The following is a 23,979-nucleotide window of genomic DNA, read 5'->3' as shown; positions in this document are numbered from 1 at the left end:
AAAGAAGGTAAGATGTCACAAGATCATTCGCATACGCACGAAGTAAAAGATTTCGGCAAAGCATTCGCAATCGGTATTGCATTGAATATTGTTTATATAGTTGTTGAAGTAATATACGGCTTAATAGTAAACTCATTAGCTTTGATTGCCGATGCCGGGCATAACCTTAGCGATGTTCTGGGATTAGTAATTGCTTGGGTAGCGAGTTATCTGGTTAAAAAATCCACAACTGAAAAATATACTTACGGATTAAAAAAATCTTCCGTACTTGCAGCGTTCTTAAACGCAATGATTCTTTTGGTCGCTATCGGAATAATAATTTGGGAAGCAATCGGGAGATTTGCCGAACCACAGCAAATTGAAGGAACCACAATTATGATAGTTGCCGGAATAGGTGTTGTGATCAATGCAGCAACCGCATTTCTCTTTTTCTCCGGTAGAAAGCAGGACTTAAATATAAAAGGTGCGTTTCTTCATATGGCTGCCGACGCCGGAATTTCTCTCGGCGTTGTAATAGTGGGAGTTGTGTTAACTTTTACAAATTTGTACTGGCTCGATCCGGTAGTAAGTATTGTAATAGCATTGATTATATTTTGGGGCACCTGGGATTTACTGAAAGATTCCACAAGCTTAGCGCTCGATGCCGTTCCTAAAGACATAGACAAAGAAGAGGTTGAAAATTATCTTAATTCTTTACGGGAAGTAGAGAACTTTCACGATCTGCATATTTGGGCAATGAGTACTACTGAAACCGCTCTTACTGTTCACGCAGTAGCTAAAGAAAACTGTCGCAGCAATGAGCTAATTAACAAAATAAGCGAAGCTCTCAGAGATAAATTCAATATAGTGCATACAACAATTCAAATAGAAGAACCGGGAGATAAAGATTGCAATCAGAATCATATTTAACGAAATCGACTTACCGAATTTCAAAAATGGATTGCTCCGCCGAAGAGCAGATGGTAAGAATGAAATTGGAAAGTTTGAGTAATATCAAAAAATTAGATTTCGATCTTACTAACAGAACTCTATCCGTAATTCATTCGGATGATAATGAAAAAATAACCGAAAGCATAGATGAGTTGAATTTGGATTCATCTTTAATTGAATGCAAACCAATCGACGAGTCGAAAAGCATTCTCGCCGAAGAATCGAATCAGACCAAACTCTTGTGGACTGTTCTGATCATCAACTTTGCATTTTTTGTTATAGAAATGACAACCGGATTGATTTCAAAATCGATGGGACTTGTTGCCGATTCACTCGATATGTTTGCCGATGCCGCTGTTTACGGGTTGAGTCTGCTTGCAGTCGGTAAAGCGATCTCAAGGAAAAAGTTAGTAGCAAAGTTAGCCGGCTATTTTCAATTTACCTTAGCTGTAATTGGGTTTATCGAAGTTGTGAGGAGATTCATCGGATTTGAGGGCTTGCCCGATTTCCAAACAATGATAATAGTTTCAATCTTTGCATTGATCGGTAATGTCGCTTCGCTGATAATTCTGCAGAAAACAAAAAGTAAAGAAGCACACGTTCAGGCAAGTATGATTTTCACTTCGAACGATATAATTGTAAACGGCGGAGTTATTGCAGCCGGTATACTGGTGAGTTTGCTTAATTCAAAAATACCCGATTTAATTATCGGAGCAATTGTTTTTAGTGTTGTTATACGGGGTTCGTTTAGGATTTTGAAACTCGCCAAATAATTTTCATAAAAAGAATTCTAAGTTAATCGAAAACGCCGAACATAGTAATGTCAAAGAACTTACCGATTTAGCTATATCTGCTGATAAAGTTATTACATATTAAAGTAAACACAAGATAACCCGTTCAAAGTATTTGTCGTGTAAGAAATAGGAATATATGCATAGTAGATATTATTGCGATATGTGACTATAACAGATTGACTGCTTCTCTTAAGTTATCCTTCTGCAAATGAGAATAAATTTGAGTTGTTTTAATATTTCCATGACCTAATAATTCTTTAACAGCATAAAGAGAAATTCCACGTTGAACAAGAGCCGAAGCGAAAGAATGACGGAGTGTATGGAAATGAATTTTATCATTTAGTTTTGCTTCTCTTACTGCTTTTTTAAATTGTTTGCTTACAAAATCCTCATTTAATTTTATTCCTTCGTAACGACAAAAGACAAGAGTATTTTCAAACCTTCCTAATTGATAACGAGTTTGCAGAATAGTTTGTACTTTCTGATGAATAGGAATAATTCTTTCACGCTTGTTCTTGGAATTGAATTCACTTGAGTTTTTAACAGTGATGATATTTTCTGTGAAGTCAATCCAATTCCATTTCATATTAACTAATTCACCGAGACGCATACCGGTATAAAATGCGGTTGTAAAAATATCTTTCATTAGCTGCATTTGAGTATTGTTAAGAATAAGAATTAGTTCACTTTCTGAAATAAACACAGGAAAGGATTGCGGAACTTTGGGAGCTTTAATTTTATCGAAAGGATTAGCTTCAAGATAATTCCAAACTACAGCTTTATTAAATGCTGCTTTTAGGGTGCGGTGGTAAAGTGACGCTGAATGTTTGGAACTTGCTGAGGCTGAGGATATAAATTGATCAATGATTCTTGTTGATATATGAATAAGCGGTATATCTTTTATGTGTTTTTGTAAAGCTGCAAAAGAAGGTTTGACAGCTTTTTTAAGATACTTTTCTGAATAAGTATTGCTTACATAAGTTTTATATTCTTTAACGAAGCTACTGAGTTTTATAGAAACTTTTTTCTCTTTTGGTTCTTCCGGTTCAACCTTCTTTTCTTTTGGTTTAGGAGTAAAGGATTTTAGAAATTTTTCCGCTTCCCTTTTGTCGGTTGTCTTTGTAGAAATTTTGGTTCTCTTACCATTTACAAAATAGATAACTTGGTAATACGGTGATTTTGTATCTCTTGAAAGAAACATAATAATACTCCTTCAAGGATGTACCGACTATGTACCGACTGCCGAAAAGCTGGGAATTGACAGCAGGATTGCAGAAATCCCACTGTCTGTCACGCAGGAGGTCGCGAGTTCGAGTCTCGTCGGCCCCGCAAGAAAAACTCGCTGAAAGGGCGAGTTTTTTGTTTTAAATGGTTAGCCCCAATGCAATGGTATACCTACATAATTTATTCATCTTCGACGGATAGATATTATGTTGGCCACACGCATAATTTATCATTCAGACTTGAAAGACATAATTCGGGCAACAGTCGTTCGACAAAACACGGTATACCCTGGGAAATTGTCTACTTTGAAGTTTATCCCACCAAATCCGAAGCAATGAAAAGAGAATACGAAATCAAAAGAAAGAAGAGCAGAAAATACATTGAGGAGCTAATAGGAAATTAGAACACACGAAGGAGGTCGTCCCGCCGGGGCGGGAAGTCTCGTCGGCCCCGCAAGAAAAACTCGCCAACAGAGCGAGTTTTTTGTTTTAAAAGGTTAGCCGCAATGCAATGGTATACCTACATAATTTATTCGCATTCCGCAGACAGATATTATGCTGGTCACACTCAGAATTTGTCATTAAGACTCGAAAGACATAATTCGGGCAATAGCCGTTCGACAAAACACGGTATACCCTGGGAAATTGTCTACTTTGAAGTTTACCCCACCAAATCCGAAGCAATGAAAAGAAGATATGGTGTCTAGAACATACTATTTACTCTCTCTATTGATTAAGAATTTCCTCAAAGTCTCTTTAAAATATTTTTTCGCTTGACAAATTTTGATTTTTCCGTTAATATTACGTATGACATAATACAAAAAAGGATAGTATGTTTAATCCTGTTGGGAATAAAGAACTTTTAAGTATGAAAGTTGCCGAGGAAATTGAAGAAGCAATCAATTCGAAAATATTGAATCCCGGCGACCGTCTTCCAACCGAACTGGAACTTTGCGAACAATTTGCAGTTAGCAGGACTGCTGTAAGAGAAGCCTTAAGAACATTGAGTGCCAAAGGATTGATTAGTGTTGAAAAAGGAAGAGGGATATTTGTAAGAAAAATATCTTCGGATAGTGTTTCTAATCCATTAAAAAATTATCTGTTGTACCACAGCGGGTCTTCATATATATTGGATATTGTAGAAGCAAGACTGATAATTGAACCAGAAATAGCTCGATATGCCGCTTTAAATAGGACTAGTGAAGATATCGAGCGGATCAACGAAGCTCTGAACAAACTAAAATCCTTTAGCGGTTCTGCAGCAGAATTAGCAGGTGTTGATATGGAATTCCATGTATCTATCGCAAAGGCTACTAAAAACAAAGTCCTTCCACTTATGTTAAAACCAATATTTAACCTCATGCCGGAAATTAAAAGCAGAATAATTCATGATATTCCCGATGCAATAAATTCAGCCGTTGTTTGGCATCAATATATTTTGGACGCAATTATTGAAGGAAATTCTGATAAAGCGCATGATTTGATGAAAGAACATTTGACTATAGCTAAAAAACACGCAAAAGAAATGATACGCATAGAAAAAATAAAGTAAAAAATTTTTTTTCAACTTAATGTATGACATATTACAACATAGGTAATATTTTCTCTTTATTTAACCGCGACAAATAATCATTTGGAGGTAATTAAATAATGAAAAAATTTTTGCTACTGCTAATTTCAATTACTTTACTTCTGTTCATAACCAGTGAAGTTACTTTTGCCGGGGAAACTGGTAAAATATCAGGGAGAGTAATTGATAAGGAAACGGGGGAACCTTTAATAGGCGCTAATATAATTATTGTCTCAAAAATTGTTGAAGGTAAAGAGGTGCCTCTAGCATATACTTATGGAGCGGCAACGGATATTGATGGTGAATATTACATTATAAATATCCCCCCTGGGTACTATAATGTCAAGGCATCCTACGTGGGATATAATGAACAACTTCAGACAAATGTCGAAGTAAACGTTGACAAAACTACGAGGGTGGATTTCCAGTTATCTCTCAGTACTGTCGCTTATGAAGAAGTATATATAGTCGGATATAAAAAAGATCAGGTGGAGTCGGATCTTACTGCAACAAAGCAAACATATACTATTGAAAAAATTGAAACGCTGCCGGGCGTTACGGATGTTGGCGATATCGTTTCGCTGCAAGCGGATGTATCAGACGGCCATTTTAGAGGGGGAAGGTCGGGAGAGTCTCTCTACCTGGTCGGTGGTTCTTCAATTGTAAATCCTCTGAATAATTCACGTTCTTTTGAACCTATAGCTTTCGCATTCCAGCAAGTTGAAGTTTATACAAGCGGATTTAGCGCTGAATATGGAAACGTACAATCAGGCGTGGTTAACCTGGTTACAAAGGAAGGACCTACTGATAGATGGGAAACTAAATTTGAGGTTGCGACAACTAACTCATATTATAAGACTTGGGGGGGGAGTGTTTATAGTAGGGAGAATAATCCATTCTTCGAGAAGATGTATAATCCGGAAGAGTGGCTGGACGGAAAAGATCCGTCGTCGGGTAAAATTTTATGGACTCACTTTGGAATTAATTTTCCGGAAAATTATTTGCCTCCCGTTCCAGTTACTTGGCCTCCCAGCCCCCCTCTGAGTCGTATGGATTCACTCAGAACCGCAAGCTTGGTAAGAGCTTTATGGTTGCAGGCTTTCAAATTGGTCGGACTTGAATACGATAAACCCGATTACAGAGTTGATTTTACGCTTGGCGGTCCAGTGGCTAATAATACTTCCCTCTTCGTTGCAGGCAGATACGAAGTCATTAATCCTATCCTTCCTACTTCTCAGCCAGACTTGAATATACAAATGCTTTCATCCTTGATGTACAGACCATCATCATCGGATAAATTCAAACTGATATTGAACTATAGCAATCAACGGGCAAATGAATTCCACAGAGATTATTTCGGTTATTTTGACCCAATTTTTAATTTGACAATTAATACTCAGAATACGTTACAAATGGGCGCTGAATGGAACCATGTATTCAGCAACTCAACATTTATGGATGTTAAAATAGGTTGGTTGATGACAGATGATTTAGATGACCTTCATGTTTTGAAAGATAATGAGTATTCAACTATATACAACGACAACAGTAATTGGAGATTTTATACAGACCCCTCAGGTCATACTGTCGGCAGCCTATACACGTCGTCGGGAAAGAGTAAAACTAATACATTGAGCATTAACGCCAGCGTTACAAGCCAGGTCAACAAGAATAATTTGTTAAAAACCGGCGTCCAGTTCTTTTATTACGATATGGATGTCGACCGGCGGTCGAGCGCTACCAACTCGTCCAGTGTACGCTTCGACAAGTATCATGCTTACCCTTATGAAGGCGCGCTCTATATACAGGATAAACTTGAATTTGAAGGTATGATAGCTAACGTCGGGTTAAGATATGATTTCTACAATTTTAACACATTCTCATATCTCGATAAATTTTCACCATATCGAAATCCAAATATTGACCCGACCGATCCGACTTCAAAGTACTATAGCGAAGAATTAGCCGCGAAGGAAAACACGAAATTGGTATCCGTGCTTCAACCGCGCATCGGTATTTCTTTCCCAATTGACGTAAGCACCGTGTTGCATCTCAATTATGGTCTGTTTACCCAGCGACCGGCTTATCAGTATGTCTTTCTGAAAACTCTAAAAATTTCTCCCGAACCCAATTTTACTCGCTTGGGTAATCCTGATTTAAAACCAGAAAAAACCATATCCTATGATATAGGAATTGTTCGGATGCTCCCGTTTGGTTTTTCTATTGACCTGAGCGCCTACCTTAAAGACGTTAGCAACCTTGTTCAGGATGCCGTGTACGTCGATCGAAGCGGAAATTTATATCAGACTTTTAATAACAGAGAATATGCCGATATTAAAGGCTTTCATATTAACATTGAGAAAAACGAAGGCGCTGTTACAGGATTTATACGATACAATTGGCAGTCTGTAAGGGGAAAAAATTCAAGCGCTATCGGTCCCGTTTACAGTGCGGTTTATTATGAAACTAACCCTGAGAATAACACTTTGCCTGCGCCCGAAGACATCTACCTCGATTTTGACCGTACGCACAGAGTGCTCGCAAGCTTGAAATACAGCATTGAAAAGGGCGTCTCTATCTTTGGAGTAAATCCGTTTAACAATGTATCTCTCAGTATGATATACAGATTCCAGACCGGAAGACCTTTTACATATGACGAAACTGGCCAAGGGTTGAGAAATAACAGAAGAACGCCGGACGAGCACGATCTGAGACTCAGAATTGATAAGAAATTTACAGTGGGTAAAGTCGACCTGGGAATTTATTTAGAAGCCTTTAATGTGCTCAATAGTAAAGTATATGATTACAATAATGTTTTCTCGGAAAGTCCGGATAACAGATATAAATCGATTTATGTTAAAGACAGGGAAAATTTAGAGACAGATATGTTATATGCGCCGTATGTAACGAAAATAGAAAGTTTTCTTTACGGTAATACACCAAGACATTTTCGTCTGGGCGTTAATATCAGATTTTAATAAATAAAGGAGTTAATAGTTCCAATGAAATTTCTTAATCAATACAAAATATTTTCAGTAGCAGTTTTTCTGCTGCTTCTGCCTGCATTAGTTCGTGCGCAACTTGTTGATTATAGAATACACCAAAGGGGCATGCTGCATGAGACTGTTTACAACGACGGAGTAATTGGAAGACCTTGGCAATACGGTAGCAGCGGAGAAAAACAAAGTTTGCCAAGTTTCGAGTGGCCCCCGTATTCAAAAACAATTATTAATGGAATTGAATACAGCGGTCAACATAATATTATTGGCGGAGGTATATATATAAGCGCAAATGAAGTCGGCAAGCCGGGATGGGAAAATCGCATTTTCTCTTTTTGCGGCGGTATCGGGACGGGTAGCGGACCCGAATTGCCTGCCGGAAGGTGGAGCTTCCCTATCTCAATTGAAAAAATCGAGAACTATCCACTATTGCCCGACGGCGAATTAAACCCCAATTATAATCCCGACGAAGCCGAAGAGATTATTATAGCAAAATGGGCTACAAATGTCGGAATTACTGTCACAAGAACTTCGCGTGCCTGGTCGTATCCCGATTATAATGATATGATAATTTACGAATATGAATTGGAATACACGGGAGACACCGACGGCAATCCCGCAACAATCGAAAGAACTGCTCCCCTGGTCGATGTTTTATTCCACGTTAATTACGGTTTTTCTCCTTCCATGCTCGGTTACCAACGGAATTACGGCGAATGGAAATACGAACAAGGTATGTATAGACAGGACAATCGAAGCAGTTTCGATCCCGACTACTGGCTGACGTTTATGCAAACAGTTCATACCGGAGCGGCAGACGCAAAAGACGAGTATATGGCGTTTAAGCCGGAACCAGACGAGGAATTATTTAAATATTTCGCAGAAACGGGTGTAAACGGAGGCGGACTGTTAAGTCCTCAGGCGCCTGGATATTGCTGGCTCTACTGGGACACTGATCATTTTGCCGTTGTTGACCCTGTCAATCCGGAAAGAAATGAATCGGAATATGCAAACTATATGCTCAAAGACAGTAAAGGAAGATATTTTGAAACAGATGAAAACGGGTATATACTACAACCGTGGAATATGAAAACAGAAAGCGGAAATACACGTATCGAGAAAATGGAAGACAGAGCTACAACTATGGACGAAAGATGGTGGACAGTATATGGCGAACTTGGAGCGCCGGAAGGATTTCCTTCCGACGAAGGGCGATTTGTTCTGCCTAAGGGAAGACAATGGCTTGGAAGAGCTCGTTATGAATGGGATGAAAGCTACAACGGAGTTCAGATTATTAATGGGTTCGGACCATACAAGATGAAATTGGGAGATAAACTTGAATTTGCCTATGCGGAAGTGGTCGGCTATGGAGGTACGGAAGGCAAAATTATTTGCGGCGGACAAACGAGCACTCAATTTTTCCCCATCAGATCTATGGACAGAAAAGTTGTTGTAAACGGGAAAGTTTACACAGAGCATTATTTACAGGATTATGGATATCCGGATTATATCGACTCGGATATTATAAGCGTTAATCAAGTTGCTCATAAAGCTTGGGAAGCGTATTTGGGGCAGCAAATTCCATACGACCCTGATAGAAAAGGACCGGCGGGCGGCATGCTGTTTCCCGAAGACAATCCCAAACCGTCGCTAAATTCAGCTAAGTACAAAATCCCGATTCCAGTACCTGCTCCGGTGATTAAAGTAGAAAACACACCTCAAGCGACTGTCAAAATTACCTGGAAAAGGTCTGTGGAAAACTTCTCGGCGCCCCGTATGACAGGCAAGTTGAGCAAGTTCTATGTATGGAGAAGCAATGCCGGTATGGGTCCGTGGAAATTATTAGGGGAAGTCCAGTTAGGCAATGTAAATGAAGAAGGATTGTATGAATTTATCGATAACGACGAAACATACAAGTTGGGCGAAACAAAATACTATAGCGTAACTTCGGTTGACGATAAAGGCAATCAAAGCGGCAGAACAAATATAACCCCGCATGTTAAAAATGTACGCAGCGTCGATAAAATGGATAAGGTATATGCAGTTCCTAACCCGTTTATTGTAAAGTCGGGTTTCGAAGGACACGGACAGGATAATGCTATCGGGTTTTACGGACTCCCTGAAAAATGCACCATTAGAATTTATTCCTATGCCGGACAATTGGTAGAAACAATAGAGCACGATTCCCCGGTTTATTCTACAGCCTGGTTCCAGGTAACCAGAAATAATCAAGATATAGCTTCGGGTATCTATTTTTATGTCATTACTACTCCATCAGGCGAAACAGCAACTGGTAAATTAGTTATTGTAAAATAATTAGAAAAAATTAAGGTATTAGTCATGAGAATAGTCTTAATTAATTTGCTGATGATTATTATAATCCCGCTGTCAACTATTTACAGTCAGAGCATCGGCATTGACAAAGTGGGAACAACCTCGTTTCAATTCTTAAAGGTCATACCGGAAGCGAGAATTACCGGAATGGGGGATGCCGGCGTAAGTATAGCTGATAATTCGGATGCGGTATTCTGGAACCCTGCGAATCTGATATATATAAATGGCTTTAGCAGTTCGTTTTCTGTGGTTGACTGGTTCCTGGATGTTAAACAATTTTCTTTTTCGGCTGCATATAACTTGAACGATTTTGGCACCATCGGATTCCATGCCATGGTAAACGACATCGGAACTATTGAAGTGACAAGAGTAAGTAGCTTGTATCGCGATGAACAGGGCAATTTCAATCCGGGTATCACTGGAGAAACTATCAGACCAAATTCCCAGGTTTACGGGCTGTCGTTTGCAAAAAGTCTGACCGATAAATTTTCTTTCGGTCTGACAGCAAAATATGCTTACGAAAATCTCGTTGTAAAAAGCACGGGCGCTTTGATGTTTGACGGCGGAGTTTTGTACAATACGGGTTTTAAGTCAATAATAGTTGCCGCGTCTCTGAGAAATTTTGGTCCTGAAGTAAAATATTATGATAAATCGTATCCCCTCCCGCAAACTTTTGCAATTGGAATATCTACATACATGGTATCGGACAGTCAGCCGTTTTTAGCAAGCTCTTCGGATCACGCTTTTTTAGTTGCTGCTAATTTATCTCAGCCAAGAGATTACAGCCAGCAATATCAAGTGGGGTTTGAATATTCTTTCAGAAAAATATTCTTTCTGCGGGGAGGCTACAAATTTAATTATGACGAAGAAGGCATATCCGTTGGACTGGGACTGAATTATAGCGGCTATAAAATAGATTATTCATTTAACGACTACGGCGATTTCCTGGGAGATGTTCATCGGTTTACTATTAGCTTCAGTACAAATTAAAGGCTTATTCAAAAAGGAGTTTAAAAATGTCAAAATTATTTGTAAGAAAATTATTGATGCTAATCTTCTTAATGTTTTTGCTGCCGACATTGTTTGCTCAGCATAGAGGGGATAATATCTACTTCCAGGGATTGAATGATATTACAAATTTGAGCAGCGTTAAATTAATAGCGCTGGGAGGAACGGGCGTAGGCGGCACAAGCGACATCAACTCGTTATATACGAACCCTGCAGGTTTGTCTGGCTCCAGTAAATTTCAGATATATATTGGAATTGGCAACTTCGAAAGCAAGTGGTGGGAAAACCAGGATTACCGTCCGAATCGTCAGTTTGTAACCTTGCCATTCTATCTCGACGGAATGTACGTGCCAAATCCGGAAAACAATGGGGAATGGGATAATAAAGCTTTCTTTAATGATTCGTCCTACATCGTTTCTGAACCCAAAATCGGTCCTGATCCGTATAGCCAGGACGCTGCGGACTGGGTTGAAAGTAAAGACGAATGGGCGTTAAAGAACATTGCCGTTGCAGTTCCATTTAATTTTGCATCGTACAATTTTGTATTCGCAGCCTCCTATAACAGGAATAATGTTTGGGATTACGACAGAAACCAAACCTACTTGGATCCGCATATCGGATATACTGGATACGGGTATCTGCCTGAAAGAGTTACGTCCGCCGACGATAGCATTAGAATTAATTGGTACGACTATCAAAGAAAACGATTCGGAGAAGTTACTCAGTATAGATTCGCATTATCTTCAAGAATCAACGACTGGATTAAGGTTGGTCTTAGCGCAACCGTTTTATCAGGTGAAACCGATGATTTTTTGTCGTTGAACAAAGTAGGTTATTTCGATTTGATGGGAGGCGCAAACAAATTTAAGTTTTCTTACGATACATTAAATAACGTTAATTCGGGCGTTTCGGAATTTAATTCTTTTAATGTTACTCTCGGCGTTATTTTCACGTTTCGTAAACTCGATGTGGGTTTGAAATTCGACATACCTTCCTCGATTACGAGAAAATATTCATATGAGAACGAAATTTATAATGCGGACATAAACAACAAAACAAAAACCCGAGTAGAAGGCGAAGACGAAATTGATATCCCGTTGAACTTTGCAGTGGGTATTTCCTATCGTCCTGTAGAGCAGTTCAGACTGGCTATAGATTACGAGTTGAATCCTTATTCCGAATCTAAATTTGCGCTTGCAGCGCAGGATACCGCATTTAGTGGCATCCCGGATTCGTATTCGCTAAGATTTGGAATAGAGTATCAACTACTTGACTTCGTTGAATTGTTAGCCGGTTACAACACTTATTCGGAGCTATTTATTCCGGATGGAGCGCCGGATAAAAAATACGGACCCAACTCGAACGCTTATTCCTTTGGTCTGGGCGTCTCTATTCCTTATGGCAAAATTAATATTACTTACGCTTACAGTATTCTGAAATATTACGATTCCTACTTCAGCAATACAAATTATCAGGTAAGAAGAAATCAACAAATATTATTGGGGTACACTTTAGTATTCTAATATTTATTAATCAATAAAAAGGAGTAAGCTATGAAGAAGCATTTTTATTATTTGGTTGTTACACTTATTTCCTTCGCCAATATAGTATTAGGACAGGCAATAGAAGTAAAAGTAAGCGACGGATTGAATAACGCGCTTGCTTTTGTCAATACAGGCGCCGCTAATGAAATTATATTGGTCGACGATGGGGGGCTTTATATCACTAATCCGACAACTATCGAAACACCCGTTAAAATTAGAGCTAAAGAAGGGTTGCAAAACCCTCCCGTTGTGGTAATAAAAGGCTGTCAAGCATTGCCGTTTTTCAAAATTAAAAATGATTTCGAGATAGAAGGAATCATATTTGACGGTTATGATTCGAATGCAGGCACATACGACTCAATTCAGTATGTCTTCCAGGTTCAGGCTATGGCAGGCGGCGTTAATGAAAAACCAAAAGTTACAATTAAAGACTGTATTGTAAGAAATATATACAAGTACGGTGACCCGGAAACGAGCACAGACGGTACAATCTTAGACTTTGCTAAGGGCGCGCGCGCAGGCGATGTATTAATTGAAAATACTACGTTTATGAATACAGGCGACGAAGCGCTTAGAGCAATCAATACGCACAAAGATCCTGTGCCGCTTGAAGGAAAATTTGCGGAAACATTTACAGTAAGAAATTGCACCTTTCATAATATCAGAGGAAGCGCTATAAAAATTGAAGACGACGGCGACTCAACAAATGTCGACACACAGGTATTAATCGATCATTGTACATTTAATAAGAGTCAAAGAAGAGTTATTTGGCATCGCGACCTTTCAAATTCGATTATAAGAAATTTATTGATAACGAATTTGATTCAAGGTAACGATCAACTTGGCTATATTATTACTGTCCAGAGAGAAGGTACGATAGTATCGCATATAGATACATTTAACGTTTCAATACCAAACTACACTAACGGATTTTTAGCTGAAACTCCAGCGTCATGGTCGGGAGCGCAACGCACAGCTACAATCGACGAATCGACTATTTATAATTACGATCCAATGTATAAAGATCCGGATAATGCCGATTTCACATTAGATCCTAATTCGCCGGTTCGTACACTTGCTTCCGACGGAAAAGCATTGGGCGACTTAAGGTGGGCTGGAGATGTTGTCAGTGTTGAAGAAAATGGCGTAACTCCTACTAGTTTTGAACTAAAACAAAATTTCCCAAACCCCTTTAACCCTTCAACCGTAATAGAATTTACAGTTCCCAAAGCTGGAGCTTATACACTCAAAGTATATAACGTACTTGGACAGGAAGTAGCTACTTTGATAAATAGAAACTTGGCTGCTGGTACGCATACTACAATCTTTAACGCAAAGAATTTACCATCTGGATTGTATCTCTATAAACTTTCTGGTGAAAACATAAATCTTATTAGAAAAATGATGTTGATGAAATAAAGCCTTTTCGTGTTGCCTCCACATTACGAATAGCGAGTCGGGGAATAACTAATTCTCCGACTCCTAAAATTTTAGGGTGAACTAATGAATAAATCTTACAAAATATTAATAACTATCATTGTTGCAGTGCATTTTTTCCTTAATAATATATTTGCCACTACATACGAAGCGAAGAATGCTTCCGAGATTGCAAACTTCACTAAAATTGCAGCTCCTGGCGACACTATTATTATGAAAAATGGAATCTGGACTAACCAAACGATAGTGTTTACAGGGAACGGTACAGAGGAAGCCAATATTGTGTTAAAAGCCGAGACGCCAGGCGGAGTTATTCTTAACGGTAATTCTACCTTGAGAATTGCAGGGAAATATTTGACTGTAGACGGCTTGTGGTTTTATAAAGGTTATAGTTCAAGCGGAGCGGTTGTTGAGTTTCGTAATGGCAGCGTTAATGCATATCATTGCAGATTAACGAATACTGCAATTGAAGATTATAATCCGGCTAATAAAAATACCGATTATAAATGGGTCTCCATTTACGGTCAAAATAACAGAGTAGACCACTGTTATTTTAAGGGGAAAGAGCACTCAGGTACAACTTTGGTGGTTTGGGTTAGTAAAAATACGTCTCCTAATTACCATCTTATAGATCACAATTATTTTGGTTACAGGCCTGAACTTGGCTATAACGGAGGCGAAACAATACGTGTGGGCGATAGCGAAAATTCGATTTATAATTCTTCCACAACCGTTGAGTATAATTATTTTGAAAGATGTAATGGTGAAACCGAGATTATATCGAACAAAAGTGATTACAATATCTACAGATATAACACTTTTTACGAATGCGACGGACAGCTTACTCTTAGACACGGCGACAATTGCGAGGTGTACGGAAATTATTTTTTCGGCAATAATAAACCAGGAACCGGAGGGGTAAGAATTATTGGAGCAGGGCACAAAGTTTATAATAATTATTTCCAGGATTTGGCAGGCGAAGTAAGCGATTGGCACGGCGCGATTGTAATGATGAATGGCATTGAAAATTCACCTTTGAACGGATACTTCCAGGTAGACAGCGCTACGGTAGCGTTTAATACTATTGTTAATTGCAAAAATGGATTCGTAATCGGACTCAAAAAGTCTAGTGATCCCGATCAGATATTGCCGCCTAAAAATTCTGTCTTTGCAAATAATGTAATTTATAATACTACGAATTTACTTACTTATGTAACTGAGCCTATTAATTTTATATATCAAAACAACTACGTGTGGGGCGGCAATTATACGACTGTTGCCGAAGGTTTTGTTGAGGCCGATCCGTTAATGGTCATGGGAGCGGATAATCTTTGGCGTCCTCAATTTAACAGTCCATTGATTAATTCTGCTGAAGGCGATTACTATTTTGTAATAGACGATATAGATGGACAAGTTAGAGATTCTTTGAAAGATGTCGGCGCCGACGAATATTCAGTTGCAGAAATTATACGGACTCCCGTTACTCCCGAATCGTCAGGGCCTACTTGGCTATCGAATAACAACGATGTAGTAGTCTTAACGGTAACTCAAACCGGGACAGGCGAAGTAATATTAGAACCCGCAGGCGGAGTTTATAAAAAAGGAACAAACGTTACTTTAACCGCAATTCCGGCAACTAATTCTTCTTTTATTAATTGGACGGGGGACACCGTAACCACCGAAAATCCGATCACAATACTGATGAATTCCGATAAGAATATTACGGCAAATTTTAAAGACCCGAAAGTATATAAACTAGCGATATGGAAAAACGGCGAAGGCGATGTAATCCTGTCACCGGAGGGCGGAAGTTACATTGAAGGCACTAAAGTAATTATTACGGCTGTTCCGGCTGAAGGATGGGCGTTCGAATCCTGGAGTAACGCCTTAACTGGCAACTCCAATCCGGACACGGTACTTATGGATGCAGACAAGCTTGTTATAGCAAATTTCAACAAATTAACAGATGTTTATGAAAAGGCGGTTCCGACAGAATACAATCTTCAACAAAATTACCCGAATCCATTTAATCCTTCCACGGTTATTGAATACTCTATACCGGAACCAACTTTTGTCAAAATTTTAGTTTACAATGAGTTGGGACAACTAATAGACGTGCTGGTTAATGAATATAAAAGAGCGGGTAAATATCAGTTAAAGTACAATCTTGAAGGGAAAAATTTCAGTTCGGGAAGATTATTCTATCGCATCGAAACAGATAAGTACTCAGAAACAAAATGTATGTTAATAATAAAATAATACCTAAAAAATAATGGATAGAATATTTATCGGTTTTAAATTGCTCTTGAGTCTGTCAATCCTTTTTTTCATCACAAATATTTTTTATGCTCAGGAATGGCAATCTTCGATAGTTTACTATAACGGCGATAAACTTGTTTACATAAGCGATAGCGCTGGAAACAGAATACCCGATTTTAGTTATGCTGGATATAAAAACGGCGAAGAAGAGCTCCCTTATGTAGAAACTGTTAAAATTATCGAACCTTTGGAGGGAGACAATACTGAGCATATACAGAATGCTATTAATGAATTAGCCCGGCTGCCATTGAATGCTAGCGGATTCAGAGGAGCTCTATTATTAAGAGCCGGCGTGTATAGAATAAGCGGAACTATTTATCTAAACGAAAGCGGTATAGTGCTTAGGGGAGAAGGAGACGGCGAGGATACAACATCTAATACAATTATATACGCAGTCGGAAATAACCCGCATCAAAGAAGCGTTATTATTGCTGGCGGTGGAAATAATACAAGGTGGGCGGATAGAGTAGAAAATTCAACCACAAAAATTATTGATGATTATGTCTTCGTCGGGGCATTTAAGTTTAGGGTGGAAAATCCATCTTTATTCAAACAGGGCGATAATATTATAATATATCATCCTGCTACAGACGCTTGGCTAGATGCTGTCGACAGGGGAGGAACGGCATCGGACCCGGGCTGGACAATATATGATGGAATTGATATAGTTTATAATCGTTACATTGAAAAAATAAACGGTGATACAATCTTTATTGACGCTCCGGTTTTTTATACTCTTAATAAGAATTTATCGGAATCCTATGTTTACAAGTATAGCCGGGAAGGCATTAAGACTAATATTGGTATTGAAAATTTAAGAGTCGACATTGAAGCAAATGATCTGCCTACGAACTCCAACGGAAACGAAAATCATGCATGGCAAGCAATTGAATTGATGCAGATTGAGGATGCCTGGGTGATAAAATGTACGGCTATTCATTTCGGGCAGTCCGGCTTTCGAACCAGCACTGCATCCCGCATAACGATAGATAGCTGCAAAGCAATCGATCCGATAAGCAGAATTACCGGCGAAAGAAGATATAATTTCAACTTATACCATGCGTCGCAGTTAATTCTTGTTAAGAATTGCTATGCCAGATATGGTAGACACGATTTTGTATCTAATGGCACCAGTACTGTTTCGGGATGCGTCTTTTATAACAATGTAAGTGAATATACTTATTCGTCGAGTGAAGGACATAGATGGTGGAGTCAGGGACTTTTATACGATAATATATTGTTCAAATCCCCAAACTACAGCTATGTTTTGGCGCTCTATAATAGAGGCGACAAAGGCACCGGTCACGGATGGGGCGCGGTGAATTCGGTAGCTTGGAATTGCAAAGTAGAAAATTCAAAAAATATAATAATACAAAAACCTCCCACAGCGCAAAATTATGCAATCGGATGCTTTGCCGGAAAGGTAAGCGGCTTAAAAGTGCACGGCGCTTTATTCGTCCACCCTGAAGGATACATAGAAGGCACTAATAGAGAAGGGTTAAATCCATCCTCGCTATACATAGCGCAACTTAACGAAAGAAGAAATTATACATCGGTTCAATCTGAAAAGAAAACGCTTCCGTCCGAATTTAAGCTGAATTATAATTACCCGAATCCTTTCAATCCTTCAACAATTATAAGTTACAATCTATCCGAAGATAATTATGTTAATGTCGCTGTTTATAATATGCTCGGAGAAAAAATTTGCTCTCTTGTCGACCAATTTCAAAAAGCAGGTTATTATAAAATAAAATTCGACGCCAGTTCATTTAATCTCTGTTCGGGCGTTTATTTATGTAGGATTATAGCCGGCAACAATTCAAAAACCATTCCAATGTTATTATCAAAATAGGAATTAATTAAAATGAGGAAAAACATTCTATTGTTCTTATTGTTAAGCTTTACGCTATACTACGGCCAGAATAGCGTTCAGGATAATGTGCCTCGCAATCGTCTTCTCTCGGATGATGAATTAATGAATCTTCTGGATTTAACGGTTCCTCAACTCAAATCAATATATGATTATTATAAGAGAGATAAAGAAAAAGGATTAATTCAACTTGCCGAATATTTCAGAAAAAGAAACAACGTCAATTATTTTTTTAATAATGTTTCTTTAAAAGAAAGATTAGCCTCTTTTGGCAATGAATATCCCGACGCAGTGGTAATGTACATTGAAGATTCGAAGAAATTTTTAAGAACGTTCGGGACAGATATCGATTGGAAATTACCTTCGGTAGACAAGCATGGAAGAAAACTTAATCCGAATGCGCTGCGCTATGTTTCGCGTTTCGAACGAGCAAGCGAAATGGCGCTCGCTTCGTACTACGCCAAGGATGATCGGTATGTGAAAAGTTTATTGTTGTTGGTTAAAGATTTTATAAGAGATTATGAAAACAAAGAGACTGAAATTGGAGGCAATGATTTGTTCGAGAGGTTTTATGCGGGACACCGATTAAGGAATTTGTTGCAGGCATATCATTTTATGCTAGGAGCGGATTATTTAGACTGGAAGGATCAAATATTTTTAATAAAACTGTTTTTGCTTCACGGCGCGCGTATTGTCGATGTAAGTAAAGTCTATAATTATGGCAATCATCAAACCCATGGTTTGGAAGCTTTATATGAAACGACGTTAATGTTTCCCGAGTTTACTATTGCAAAGTTGTGGAACAAGATAGCTCTTAATACCCTGATGGAGCATATTAAAACCGAGGTAATGGAAGACGGTTTTCAATTCGAAAGAGCTTCCCACTATTTTAAACTGGAACTGATCAATTATTTCAGAGTATCTCAGCTATCTCGCAGAAATAATGTTGAGCTTCCCGAGCTGTTTCGCAGAAGATTTCACAGAATGTTCGATGCAATTGTCAAATTAGCATTGCCTTCTGGAGAATTACCCGTATTGCAAGACGCTCAGGCTACTTATGGCGCCGAGAATGATTCTCTCGAGAATTTAGAAGCTGCAGAGTTGCCGGATATTAAAACTTCCATTATCATGACTATCGGAGCGGCGTTTTTCCTGGATAAGAACTATAAAAGTTATAGCTGCTATAAATTCCCTTCGGAGTTGTACTGGTTCTTTTCCGCTAAAGAAATAGAGGACTACCATAAATTGATTCCTGAAAGACAAAATATTAGTTCGGCTTTCTTAGAACAAACCAAATATTTTGTAATGCGTAGCGGATCAGACAGTAGCTCCTTGTATTTATTAGTAGACGCCGGATTGGCGAAGTTAAAGCCCGATCACACGCACGGAGGCGTTTTGGGTATAGTAGCTCACGGTTACGGCGAAGAATTATTGCCTTCTTACAGAGTTAGATACAGCGACGTATCGATTCAGTATATGAAAAATTCTTTAACAAAGAATGTAGCGCTGGCTGATCGCTATTTACAGGGCAGAGATTGGATTGATAATCATGCAAGAACGGGTTTTGGTAAATGGAATATTCTACCGGAGCCACTAATACATGATTTGTATATCGGTAGTAATTTTGATTATATCATGGCTGAACACAATGGTTTTGACACACTCGGAGTTAATTATAACAGAGAAATATTGTTTGTCAAACCGTATTTCTGGTTGCTTACGGATAATTTTACATCAAAAGAGATACATAATTATCAACAAATATTTCAAGGAGAATATGAGCGGGAAAGCATGAATAACGGAGTCGTAAAACATAAGGGAAATGTCCGGTTTTATATTTTGCAGGCTGATCAAACAGATATGGATATTAATAAAATATCCAAGTATGGAATTGACGCTGTATTGTTTGAAAAACACTCGGTTAATGATTACTCGTTTAATACACTCCTGTTTCCTACGCTCAATGACAAAGTAACGCCGTCGATAAGAAAATACAACAATCCTAATTATGTGTTGCTTACTGTTACGTCCGGCGGACTAAAGGCTGATGTTTATATAAAAAAAGGCGACGAGCTAAAGCTGCCTGAAATAAAAACTGACGCGCAATTTGTATGCATATTGAGTAGGGACGAAGAACCAAGCGCATTATTGTTATATAAAGGCAGTTACGTTAGATACGACGGATTAGATACAAAGCAATCGAATAAATCTGTATATGAATATCAAAAATCGGCTGATGGCTGGAAGTTGGTAAACAAATCATACGATAAATAATAGGAGATTAAAAAAGGATGGAGAGACAACAAATAATTCGGAAAATACTTGACCATAAAATAGTTGCAGTAATCAGGATGGAAGACGCGAATAAATTATTAAACGTAGTAGACGCAATTTATAAAGGCGGCGTAGACATAATCGAAATTACAATGACAGTGCCGGGAGCAATAAATTTAATAGAAAAAACGGCTGAGAAATTCGGAGATAGTGTTCTTATTGGCGTCGGCTCGGTATTGAAAAAAGAAACCGCTCAGGATGCTATAAATGCGGGAGCTAAATTTGTTGTAAGCCCTATATTCAAAGAGGAAATAATAGACTTGGTTCATAAAAATAATTTACCTGCATTCCCCGGTTGTTTTACTCCTACAGAGATTTATAAAGCTTATGAAAGCGGCGCAGAGATTATAAAAGTTTTTCCCGCCGATATTCTTGGAATGCAATTTATTAAAGCTGTAAAAGCTCCTATCCCAGAAATTAATTTAATGCCAACAGGAGGGGTTACACTGTCCAATATTAAGGACTGGATACAAGCTGGAGCTTGTGCGGTCGGAATAGGAACTGCCTTGTTGGATAAAACGGCAATAAAAGAAAATAATTATCAGTTATTAACTGAAAATGCCCAAAAAGCTTTAGAAAACCTAAAAAATATAAACTAACATTACGGAGGTAAAAAAATGGTTAATCTAGAAGGTAAAGTAGCAATTGTAACCGGTGGCGCAAGAGATATTGGTCGACAAGTATCAATAAGACTTGCTCGGCAAGGCGCTTCGGTATGCCTGAATTATTTTGATAATCCCGAAGACGCCGACGAAACATTAAGATTAATTTCTGAATTTGGCGGCAAAGCTATAAAAGTACAGGGAGACATGACTAAACCAGAAGATATCAATCGTCTTGTAGAAACCTGCGTTAAAGAGTACGGACCTCAAATAGATATATTGGTAAATGTCGTAGGAGGTTTGGTAGGAAGGAAAACAATCAACGAAATGGATGAAGCTTTTTGGGATTTCGTGGTTACGTTAAATATGAAAACAGTCTTTATGGTAACTAAAGCCGTTGTGCCTTATATGAAAAGCGGCGCATCGATTGTTAATTTTGCTTCTCAGGCGGCAAGAGACGGCGGAGGTCCCGGAGCTGGCGCATACGCTGCTGCTAAAGGAGGAGTACTAACTTATACCAGGAGCCTTGCCAAAGAATTCGGCCCTAAAGGAATTAGAGTTAACGCCGTTTCCCCTGGTATGATAAGTACAACCTTCCATGATAAATTTACAAAACCGGAAGTAAGACAAATGGTTGCCAATAACACACCGTTAAGAAGAGAAGGGAAAGCCGAAGAAGTGGCGGACTTGGTTGCTTATCTTGCATCCGACTCTGCTTCTTTTATAACAGGCGCCTGCGTTGAAATTAACGGCGGTACTTATTTTGTATAATATTAACACGAGAGGAAAATTATGAAGTTTAATACGTTAGTCTTAAGTGTATTGATGTTCTTTACATATATAAATTCGGATGCGCAAAATATGCATCCGAATTTATTATTAACTAAAAAAACTGTTGAAATTATTAGGCAGGAAAAAGATAAATATCCGCTCTTCCATAATACCTATCAAAAGATTAAAAACTATATCGATTCGGTAATTGCCGAGCCGATGGACGTACCGGTTCCCAAAGACGCCGGCGGAGGGTACACTCACGAGAAACACAAACAAAATTACAATGAGATGTACTATGCCGGGATATTGTATCAGATTACGCAAGATGAAAAATATGCCGTTTTTATCCGTGATATGTTAAATAAATATGCAGAACTGTATCCTAAGATAGGACAGCATCCGCAAAGCAAAATAGAAACCCCCGGGCGTCTCTTCTGGCAAACCTTGAATGAAAATGTATGGCTTGTACATACAATCCAGGCATACGATTGCATATATGATTGGTTGTCCCCGCAAGATAGAGAAAAATATGAGAATAATATTTTTAATCCAATGTGTGAATATTTCATGGAACACGAAGAGGAATTTAATAGGATACACAATCATGGAACTTGGATGGTAACAGCCGTTGGTATGACTGGACTGGTTACACAAAATGATAAGTATGTGCAGTATTCGCTTTACGGAACACACTTGGACGGAAAAGGGGGGTTTATAAAACAATTGGATTTATTGTTCTCTCCAGACGGTTATTATACGGAAGGGCCATATTATGCGCGTTATGCTTTGTGGCCGTTTTTTATTTACGCGGAAGCTCTGGAAAATAATAAACCTGAATTGAAAATTTATCAATACAGGGACTCTATACTAAAAAAGACTTTGAACGCTCTGTTGCAACAGACGAATACAAACGGAGCTTTTTTCCCCATTAACGATGCTCTCAAAGAAAAAACATGGCAGTCCGAAGAACTGGTTATAGCTTCTAATTTAATTTACTACAGGTATGATAAGGACGACAATTTGCTGAGCCTTGTCAATGAGCATGGTCGGGTAATTCTGAGTTACGCCGGATTGGTTGTAGCAAAAGCTATAGCGAAACGAGAGAGTCTGCCTGAATTTAAATGGAAAAGTATAAAGTTTAGCGACGGAGCCGATGGTAAACAAGGTGGTCTTGCAATTCTACGTTGGGGGAATAATAAAGAAGAACTTTCAACATTAGTATTTAAATATGCATCGCATGGCCTTTCGCACGGTCATTATGACAGACTACACTTTTTATATTACGACAAAGGAAGTGAAATTATACAGGATTACGGCGCAGCTAGATTCTTAAACATCGATCAGAAATTCGGCGGCAGATATTTGCCTGAAAATAAATCATACGCTATGCAAACAATTGCTCATAATACAATTGTAGCGGATGAGAAATCCCATTTTGACGGTAAACGAAGCAGGGCCGAAAAATTCCACCCCGAAGAGTACCTGTTTGATATTTCGGATGCTAATTTCCAATACGTAAGCGCAAAAGAAAAAAATGCTTACAAAGGGATTGAATTACATCGAACATTGGCGCTTGTAAAATCACACCAACACGATTATCCGATCATTGTTGATGTATTTAGAGTCAACTCCGATACGGAACATCAGTACGATTTGCCATATTATTTTATGGGGCATATTATAGATATAAATTTCGATTATGAAGCGTACGATAATCAAAGAGTTCCTCTGGGAAAGTCTAACGGATATGAACATCTGTGGGTTACAGCCAAAGGAAAAGGAAACGGCGTCTCTTCGCTAACTTTCCTGAGTGACAATAATAGATTTTATACTCTGTTAACAACTTGCGATAATTCAACGGATATATATTTAACTCAGATAGGAGCTAACGATAAAAATTATAATCTTCGAAATGAACAAGGTATAATGTTTAGAAAAAAGGCAAAAAATCACCTTATTGTTTCAGTAATTGAACCGCATGGCGAGTTCAATCCGACTCTGGAATATACAAAGAATTCATACGCTACTATTAGCGATATTAAAGTGCTTTATAATGACGGTAATTATACCGTAATCGAAATCATTAACGAAGATAAATCCGGGATTAACTTATTTATTGCAAATAATGATCCTTCCAAAAATAAAGTGCATAATATTAATACGGGAAATGCCCAATATTCTTGGAAAGGACCAATTCATCTGAAATACATTAATTAAGTAACTTTAAATTAAGGGGAATAA

General features: G+C 38.4%; 17 protein-coding genes. 16 read left to right on the top strand and 1 reads right to left on the bottom strand.

The genetic code is table 11. The features are described 5' to 3' along the window. Positions 1–12 precede the first annotated feature (12 nt). Entirely contained in the window at positions 13–909 is an 897-nt protein-coding gene (locus tag ACSSWA_RS12300) for a cation diffusion facilitator family transporter (RefSeq protein ID WP_437346680.1), read from the top strand. A 26-nt stretch (positions 910–935) separates the two neighbouring features. Continuing rightward, a complete protein-coding gene (locus tag ACSSWA_RS12295) occupies positions 936–1,703 on the top strand; it encodes a cation transporter (protein WP_437356912.1) in 768 nt (255 codons plus the stop codon). 187 nt (positions 1,704–1,890) lie between these two features. Here the strand turns inward: ACSSWA_RS12295 and ACSSWA_RS12290 are convergent, their stop codons facing one another. Then, a complete protein-coding gene (locus ACSSWA_RS12290) occupies positions 1,891–2,925 on the bottom strand; it encodes a tyrosine-type recombinase/integrase (protein ID WP_437356854.1) in 1,035 nt (344 codons plus the stop codon). A 180-nt stretch (positions 2,926–3,105) separates the two neighbouring features. Here ACSSWA_RS12290 and ACSSWA_RS12285 point away from each other — a divergent pair, with 180 nt between their 5' ends. The 14 genes from ACSSWA_RS12285 to ACSSWA_RS12220 all read left to right on the top strand — a co-directional run bounded on the left by ACSSWA_RS12285 (position 3,106) and on the right by ACSSWA_RS12220 (position 23,955). After that, positions 3,106–3,351 carry a GIY-YIG nuclease family protein gene (locus ACSSWA_RS12285; RefSeq protein ID WP_422882426.1) on the top strand — a complete coding sequence of 82 codons (246 nt, stop codon included), beginning with the start codon at positions 3,106–3,108 and terminating at the stop codon, positions 3,349–3,351. A 102-nt stretch (positions 3,352–3,453) separates the two neighbouring features. Beyond that, positions 3,454–3,654 carry a GIY-YIG nuclease family protein gene (locus tag ACSSWA_RS12280; RefSeq protein WP_014856026.1) on the top strand — a complete coding sequence of 67 codons (201 nt, stop codon included), beginning with the start codon at positions 3,454–3,456 and terminating at the stop codon, positions 3,652–3,654. Between the two features lie 125 nt (positions 3,655–3,779). Continuing rightward, positions 3,780–4,499, top strand: a complete 720-nt coding sequence (locus tag ACSSWA_RS12275) for a FadR/GntR family transcriptional regulator (RefSeq protein ID WP_014856027.1) — start codon at positions 3,780–3,782, stop codon at positions 4,497–4,499. A 98-nt stretch (positions 4,500–4,597) separates the two neighbouring features. After that, on the top strand, positions 4,598–7,495 hold the full coding sequence (locus ACSSWA_RS12270; protein WP_014856028.1) for a TonB-dependent receptor: 2,898 nt from the start codon (positions 4,598–4,600) through the stop codon (positions 7,493–7,495). Between the two features lie 132 nt (positions 7,496–7,627). Further along, on the top strand, positions 7,628–9,832 hold the full coding sequence (locus ACSSWA_RS12265) for a T9SS type A sorting domain-containing protein (protein ID WP_157867330.1): 2,205 nt from the start codon (positions 7,628–7,630) through the stop codon (positions 9,830–9,832). 24 nt (positions 9,833–9,856) lie between these two features. After that, entirely contained in the window at positions 9,857–10,840 is a 984-nt protein-coding gene (locus ACSSWA_RS12260; RefSeq protein ID WP_014856030.1) for a PorV/PorQ family protein, read from the top strand. A gap of 26 nt (positions 10,841–10,866) precedes the next feature. Next, complete coding sequence (locus ACSSWA_RS12255; RefSeq protein ID WP_014856031.1) at positions 10,867–12,381, top strand: hypothetical protein; 1,515 nt, start codon at positions 10,867–10,869, stop codon at positions 12,379–12,381. Between the two features lie 30 nt (positions 12,382–12,411). Further along, on the top strand, positions 12,412–13,821 hold the full coding sequence (locus tag ACSSWA_RS12250; protein ID WP_014856032.1) for a DUF5123 domain-containing protein: 1,410 nt from the start codon (positions 12,412–12,414) through the stop codon (positions 13,819–13,821). 84 nt (positions 13,822–13,905) lie between these two features. Then, positions 13,906–16,098 (top strand): chondroitinase-B domain-containing protein, encoded by a 2,193-nt coding sequence (locus ACSSWA_RS12245; RefSeq protein WP_014856033.1) that lies wholly within the window; start codon positions 13,906–13,908, stop codon positions 16,096–16,098. Positions 16,099–16,111: 13 nt separating this feature from the next. After that, a complete protein-coding gene (locus ACSSWA_RS12240; protein ID WP_014856034.1) occupies positions 16,112–18,010 on the top strand; it encodes a T9SS type A sorting domain-containing protein in 1,899 nt (632 codons plus the stop codon). A 12-nt stretch (positions 18,011–18,022) separates the two neighbouring features. Then, positions 18,023–20,302, top strand: coding sequence for a heparinase II/III family protein (locus ACSSWA_RS12235; RefSeq protein ID WP_014856035.1), 2,280 nt, complete (start codon positions 18,023–18,025; stop codon positions 20,300–20,302). Positions 20,303–20,319: 17 nt separating this feature from the next. Continuing rightward, the gene (locus tag ACSSWA_RS12230; RefSeq protein ID WP_014856036.1) at positions 20,320–20,961 is read left to right on the top strand and encodes a bifunctional 4-hydroxy-2-oxoglutarate aldolase/2-dehydro-3-deoxy-phosphogluconate aldolase; all 642 of its coding nucleotides are present in this window, start codon (positions 20,320–20,322) and stop codon (positions 20,959–20,961) included. An 18-nt stretch (positions 20,962–20,979) separates the two neighbouring features. Then, complete coding sequence (locus tag ACSSWA_RS12225) at positions 20,980–21,735, top strand: SDR family NAD(P)-dependent oxidoreductase (protein WP_014856037.1); 756 nt, start codon at positions 20,980–20,982, stop codon at positions 21,733–21,735. Between the two features lie 21 nt (positions 21,736–21,756). Then, positions 21,757–23,955, top strand: a complete 2,199-nt coding sequence (locus tag ACSSWA_RS12220; RefSeq protein ID WP_041355969.1) for an alginate lyase family protein — start codon at positions 21,757–21,759, stop codon at positions 23,953–23,955. Positions 23,956–23,979 lie beyond the last annotated feature (24 nt).

Source organism: Melioribacter sp. Ez-97 (genome assembly GCF_051488665.1).
Taxonomy (GTDB): domain Bacteria; phylum Bacteroidota; class Ignavibacteria; order Ignavibacteriales; family Melioribacteraceae; genus Melioribacter.
The sequence above is the reverse complement of the archived record's forward strand: the minus strand, read 5'-3'. Positions and strand labels throughout refer to the sequence as shown.

Coding starts and splice junctions, on each gene's coding strand:
- ACSSWA_RS12230 (WP_014856036.1), top strand. CDS start 20,320: ATGGAGAGACAACAAATAATTCGGAAAATACTTGACCATAAAATAGTT.
- ACSSWA_RS12285 (WP_422882426.1), top strand. CDS start 3,106: ATGCAATGGTATACCTACATAATTTATTCATCTTCGACGGATAGATAT.
- ACSSWA_RS12220 (WP_041355969.1), top strand. CDS start 21,757: ATGAAGTTTAATACGTTAGTCTTAAGTGTATTGATGTTCTTTACATAT.
- ACSSWA_RS12240 (WP_014856034.1), top strand. CDS start 16,112: ATGGATAGAATATTTATCGGTTTTAAATTGCTCTTGAGTCTGTCAATC.
- ACSSWA_RS12260 (WP_014856030.1), top strand. CDS start 9,857: ATGAGAATAGTCTTAATTAATTTGCTGATGATTATTATAATCCCGCTG.
- ACSSWA_RS12225 (WP_014856037.1), top strand. CDS start 20,980: ATGGTTAATCTAGAAGGTAAAGTAGCAATTGTAACCGGTGGCGCAAGA.
- ACSSWA_RS12265 (WP_157867330.1), top strand. CDS start 7,628: ATGCTGCATGAGACTGTTTACAACGACGGAGTAATTGGAAGACCTTGG.
- ACSSWA_RS12300 (WP_437346680.1), top strand. CDS start 13: ATGTCACAAGATCATTCGCATACGCACGAAGTAAAAGATTTCGGCAAA.
- ACSSWA_RS12245 (WP_014856033.1), top strand. CDS start 13,906: ATGAATAAATCTTACAAAATATTAATAACTATCATTGTTGCAGTGCAT.
- ACSSWA_RS12280 (WP_014856026.1), top strand. CDS start 3,454: ATGCAATGGTATACCTACATAATTTATTCGCATTCCGCAGACAGATAT.
- ACSSWA_RS12270 (WP_014856028.1), top strand. CDS start 4,598: ATGAAAAAATTTTTGCTACTGCTAATTTCAATTACTTTACTTCTGTTC.
- ACSSWA_RS12255 (WP_014856031.1), top strand. CDS start 10,867: ATGTCAAAATTATTTGTAAGAAAATTATTGATGCTAATCTTCTTAATG.
- ACSSWA_RS12250 (WP_014856032.1), top strand. CDS start 12,412: ATGAAGAAGCATTTTTATTATTTGGTTGTTACACTTATTTCCTTCGCC.
- ACSSWA_RS12295 (WP_437356912.1), top strand. CDS start 936: ATGGATTGCTCCGCCGAAGAGCAGATGGTAAGAATGAAATTGGAAAGT.
- ACSSWA_RS12235 (WP_014856035.1), top strand. CDS start 18,023: ATGAGGAAAAACATTCTATTGTTCTTATTGTTAAGCTTTACGCTATAC.
- ACSSWA_RS12290 (WP_437356854.1), bottom strand. CDS start 2,925: ATGTTTCTTTCAAGAGATACAAAATCACCGTATTACCAAGTTATCTAT.
- ACSSWA_RS12275 (WP_014856027.1), top strand. CDS start 3,780: ATGTTTAATCCTGTTGGGAATAAAGAACTTTTAAGTATGAAAGTTGCC.